We start from the raw sequence: 4,580 nt of genomic DNA, 5'->3' as shown, positions 1-4,580 counted from the left end.
CCGTGGTCCGTGGTCCGTGGTCCGTGGTCCGTGGTCCGTGGTCCGTGGTCCGTGGTCCACTGATGGTCCACTTGCTCCCAAACGAGGACAACAGAAGACAAGAAGCCACATCAGAGCGGACAAAACAAGGCATTGTTTTCATTGCTGTTATTTGTTGAGCATCGTTGCCGCTTCTCGTTTTCTTGAGACTCAAAATCTGGTTGGGGCAACCCAGTGTCGGTTCGAGTCCGACCCTCGGCACCAATCTTTTCAAGTAGTTACCTACCTAATCCCCTATCCTCGAATATCTCCCTCCGCCTGATGGGACACTGTTGGGACACTTCGGAGCAAAACCCGCTTTCACTTGGGAGCTTGTCACCGCCCTCTTAATCGCGAGCGGGGTCGGAGGCCCCGAAGTCACGATTTAGCGATTGCCGCTCTCGACCCGAAGCGGACGTTCAGCCGAGCAGAAACGGTGGTGTGTCCCCTAATTATTCCGTTTATTTTTGGAGCAAAGGGAAGCGGCTGTACGGTGGCGCCAGGGGAGAAGTAATGCGCTAGAGTTCTTGTCTCAACCCTGTAAAATATTTAACAATAAGGAATCCGCGTAGGGATTGCGCGGCTGAACGTGCCCGCCAGGGAGACGGCTCATGCAACCCGCAAGAGGGAAGAAGATGACCCAGTGTGCCGAAGCCCACTCTTACCGGACTGACGAAACGCCGGACAAGCTCCACCGGGAGATGAAGGCGTTCGCCGCCAAGCTGAAGAAAAACCCCAAAGAGGCCAAGTCATTTCTGGTTCGGGCAGGGATTGTGACCGGCACCGGCAAGCTCAAGAAGGTCTATAAGCAAGCCCGGAAGAAGTGACGAAGGGGAGTGGGACCGATCCTTGGAAGCTCTATGAGTTTCTGCCTTCCTTTGTCCTAGGTTTCCACGGGCTTGACCAAAGCGTCGGCGAAAAAATCCTCAGCGGCAAGATAAAGCACCTGAAAGCCAGCGAGAATGAGTACGACTGGCTGGGCCATGGGATATATTTCTGGGAAGGCAACCCGCAACGGGCGATGGAGTTCGCCAAGGAACGCGCAAACGGCGGGCGCAATTCTCAAGGGGATATCAAAAAGCCTTTCGTATTAGGGGCTATTATCGACCTGGGACGATGCCTGAACCTCGTTGACAGTTCCGCACTTCGGCAACTGGCCGATGCCTACTACCTATTGAAGACAGCCAACCCCGGCGAACTTCCGACCAACGGTAAACAGCTGCTGGCGCGGAAGCTGGATTGCGCGGTAATGCAGACGCTCCACACCTTTCGACAGGTCCAGGAGTACGAGCCCTTCCAGAGCGTCCGGGGAGCCTTTTTCGAAGGCGAAGACCTCTACGAAAACGCCGGGTTCAAAACCAAGAACCACATCCAAATCTGCATCCGGGATACCCACTGCATCCGCGGGTATTTCCGGCCCATTATGACGTAGCCACCCCGCCCCGCGGCGTAAATTTCCCCATTACGGATCATGGGGACAATTGGGGTCGGGACAATTGGGGTCGTAGTAAATTTTTTGCTAGCCCCATGCGCTGGATACGCAAACGACCGCTTCTGGAAGGACCTGTGAGCTCTCAATGGTATGTAGCCAAGTGTGATGGAAGGAGCGCGTGGCATCCTAGATGCGTCAGCTTTGAGGCCCATAGCTGACTGTTTTCTCCCAACCTCTACGCAATGCACACTTTTGGGAAGCGAAGACGGCTCTGACCTCGTTGTCTATCGCTACTCCTTTCGCAGGTACTTAACGCGACTTGGCCTGACGGTCGAGGAAGCCCCCCGCGGGGATACAAGATTGGCTTAACGCAGATCCTCGGCGGTCGGGTTCGGCACTTATGAATAAACCGATCCGCGGCAGGGGAGAGAAGAGAAAAAAGCGCTGGGATTCGCTACGAACAAATGGGGTCGTAGTAAGATTTCTCGCCTGCAAAACCCACTCCTGATTCTCGAGTTTCGACCCGCAGGTTTGCGGTGACTGACCGATTTTTGTGCCATTACTAGCCAACGCCCGAAGTGGACAGTCCTGTCGTGATGAAATCTCGGCAAACAAATCCCGGGAGTAACTGCTCGCCGGGTGATCGCACACGGCCCAGGAAATCCGTCATCCCCGTGTAGGCGGGGATCCATTTTGAGCCATGCTTCTGTTCTCTGGATTCCCGCCTATGCGGGAATGGCGGAGGGGGTGACGAGTTACTCCCGGAAGAGATAAATCCCTCCCCGAATCAAGGGCAGCTTGCAGTTGGGCCGGAACTCTCAGTGACTAAATAGCTGTTCCGAAATGGTGTTCATTACTCCCCCTCATCCTAGCCTTCTCCCTGCAAGGGAGAAGGGATCAAGTGGTGACCATTTCGGAACAGCTATTTAGGGTGATGAATTCGAGGGCAGTCCCCGGGCGTCGAGGGCATTTCGCGGACCCTGAAGAAGGAGGTTTGATATGGGCGTTGAGTGCGAGGTGAGTGCAAAAAAGGCGGCCGGCGAGCCGATGGGGTTCTTCGAGCGGTATCTGACGCTCTGGGTATTCCTGTGCATCCTGGCCGGCATCAGTCTCGGGCAGTTGTTCAACGCGCCGTTCCGTTTTCTCGGCAGCCTGGAGGTCGCACAGGTCAATCTGCCGGTGGCGATCCTCATTTGGCTGATGGTCATCCCGATGCTGATCAAGGTGGATTTCGGCGCCCTGCACCATGTAAAACGCCACTGGAAGGGCATCGGCGTGACCCTGTTCATCAACTGGGGGGTGAAGCCTTTCTCCATGGCGCTCCTGGCCTGGTTGTTTATCGGGTGGCTGTTCGCTCCCTATCTGCCGGCCGAACAGCTCGACAGCTATATCGCCGGGCTCATCATCCTGGCAGCGGCGCCCTGCACCGCAATGGTGTTCGTCTGGAGCCATCTGACCCGGGGGGAGCCCAACTTCACCCTGACCCAGGTCGCCCTCAACGACACCATCATGATCTTCGCCTTCGCACCGATTGTCGGACTGCTGCTGGGGCTCTCCGCCATCGTGGTCCCCTGGTCGACCCTGTTCCTCTCGGTGGTGCTCTATATCGTCATCCCGGTTGTGATTGGGCAATGGTGGCGCCGTGCCGCCATCCGCCGCGGCGGGGAGAATGGCTTGCAGCGGGTGTTGGCGCGGTTGCATCCCTTCTCACTCGGTGCACTGCTCGCCACCCTGGTGCTGCTGTTCGGTTTTCAGGGTGAGCAGATCATCGATCAGCCGCTGGTGATCGCGCTGCTGGCCGTGCCCATCCTGATCCAGGTCTATTTCAATTCGGGCCTTGCCTATCTGCTCGATCGCACTTTCGGCGTCGACCACGCGGTGGCCGGTCCCTCGGCACTCATCGGCGCGAGCAACTTCTTCGAACTGGCGGTCGCCGCCGCCATCAGCCTGTTCGGCTTCCAGTCCGGGGCGGCTCTGGCCACGGTGGTCGGCGTGCTGGTGGAGGTGCCGGTCATGCTATCGGTGGTGCGTATCGTCAACGCCACCAAGGGCTGGTATGAGCGGAACTCGGCGTTTTCGCGACGAACCTAGGAGGCGCATCATGCACTTGCCGGAGAACGCACAACGGGCCCAACAAACTTGGGAGGCTTACGCTGTAGTAGGGGCATCGGCCTGTTGGCATTACCACCATTGAATTCCCCCTCTACGACCACACCTGGCCGGATCTCGTGGGCATAACCGTTGTTCCTCGAAGGGCATCATGCTTGTACCAGTTGACGGTTCGTGTATCCTTTTCGGCCATGCAACGCCTTCTCGCCACCGTCTTGATTGCTTCCTTGCTATTCTCCGGCTTGGTCGCCGCCGCCGGGGGACACCCGGAGGTGTTGCTCCACGATGGGGAACTGGTGCTCCATTCTGACGGGAATGCCGAACCCACCGGTCTGCTCGACCACACGGGCGACGACCATTGCTGTCACAGTGTGGCCCACTTCGCAGGTGTTCTCTCGGATGCACCGTCCGTAACCCTTCCACCCGCAGGCATTCAGGCCATCGCGCCGCCGGTCACGGCATTTGTCGGCCTCACCTACCCACCGCTGCCCAAACCTCCACGAGCCTGATTCGGTAGTCGACGCATCCACGGTGCACTGGCTGCACCGTGTGGTCCCGTATGCCGGAAAAAAAGGCTCGTTATGTCTGTGTTTCTGCGAAAGGCCGCAGTGGCGCTGTGCGCCGTCATGCTGCCGCTTCACGTGGCATTTTCCCAATCGGCTGAAACCGATCGGGCGCCGTCCGCCCTGACCGAGTGGGTGGAGGAAGCCCTGCGCATCAGTCCGGAGCTGGAGCGCGCGAAAGCCGCCCTGTCGGCCGCCCGGGCCCGGTACCGGGCCGCCGGACAGCCGTTGTACAACCCCGAATTGGCCCTTGAGGCCGAGCGAACCGACATCAACACCATAGCGGCAGGGATCAACCAAACCCTGGATTGGGGCGGCAAGCGTGAACAGCGCAGCGCCGTCGGCAAGGCCGAGCTGGTAGCCGCCAAGGCGCGGCTGGCCGAAGCGCGCCTGATCCTGGCCTCCCGTCTCCTTTCGGCCCTGTCCGAGCATTCGGCAGCCCAGGAGATCGCCGCACT

Annotated in this window: 5 protein-coding genes; all 5 read left to right on the top strand. The window is 58.7% G+C overall.

All coding sequences use genetic code 11. The features are described 5' to 3' along the window. The first annotated feature begins 629 nt into the window (after window positions 1-629). Window positions 630-845, top strand: a complete 216-nt coding sequence (locus tag Q7L05_RS00025) for a hypothetical protein (protein ID WP_303900765.1) — start codon at window positions 630-632, stop codon at window positions 843-845. Beyond that, the gene (locus Q7L05_RS00020; protein ID WP_303900764.1) at window positions 842-1,450 is read left to right on the top strand and encodes a hypothetical protein; all 609 of its coding nucleotides are present in this window, start codon (window positions 842-844) and stop codon (window positions 1,448-1,450) included. Before Q7L05_RS00025 ends, Q7L05_RS00020 begins: the two co-directional genes overlap by 4 nt. Window positions 1,451-2,497: 1,047 nt before the next feature. Next, a complete protein-coding gene (gene arsB / locus Q7L05_RS00015; RefSeq protein ID WP_317623066.1) occupies window positions 2,498-3,541 on the top strand; it encodes an ACR3 family arsenite efflux transporter in 1,044 nt (347 codons plus the stop codon). 209 nt (window positions 3,542-3,750) lie between these two features. Then, window positions 3,751-4,068 (top strand): hypothetical protein, encoded by a 318-nt coding sequence (locus tag Q7L05_RS00010; protein ID WP_303900762.1) that lies wholly within the window; start codon window positions 3,751-3,753, stop codon window positions 4,066-4,068. A gap of 72 nt (window positions 4,069-4,140) precedes the next feature. After that, the coding region (locus tag Q7L05_RS00005) for a TolC family protein (RefSeq protein WP_303900761.1) at window positions 4,141-4,580 on the top strand (440 nt) is incomplete at its 3' end.

Origin of the sequence: Thiohalomonas denitrificans (assembly GCF_016841685.1) — a bacterium.
In the GTDB taxonomy this organism is placed as follows: domain Bacteria; phylum Pseudomonadota; class Gammaproteobacteria; order Thiohalomonadales; family Thiohalomonadaceae; genus Thiohalomonas; species Thiohalomonas denitrificans_A.
Note: the sequence above shows the minus strand (reverse complement) of the source record. Positions and strands in the feature narration are given on the sequence as shown.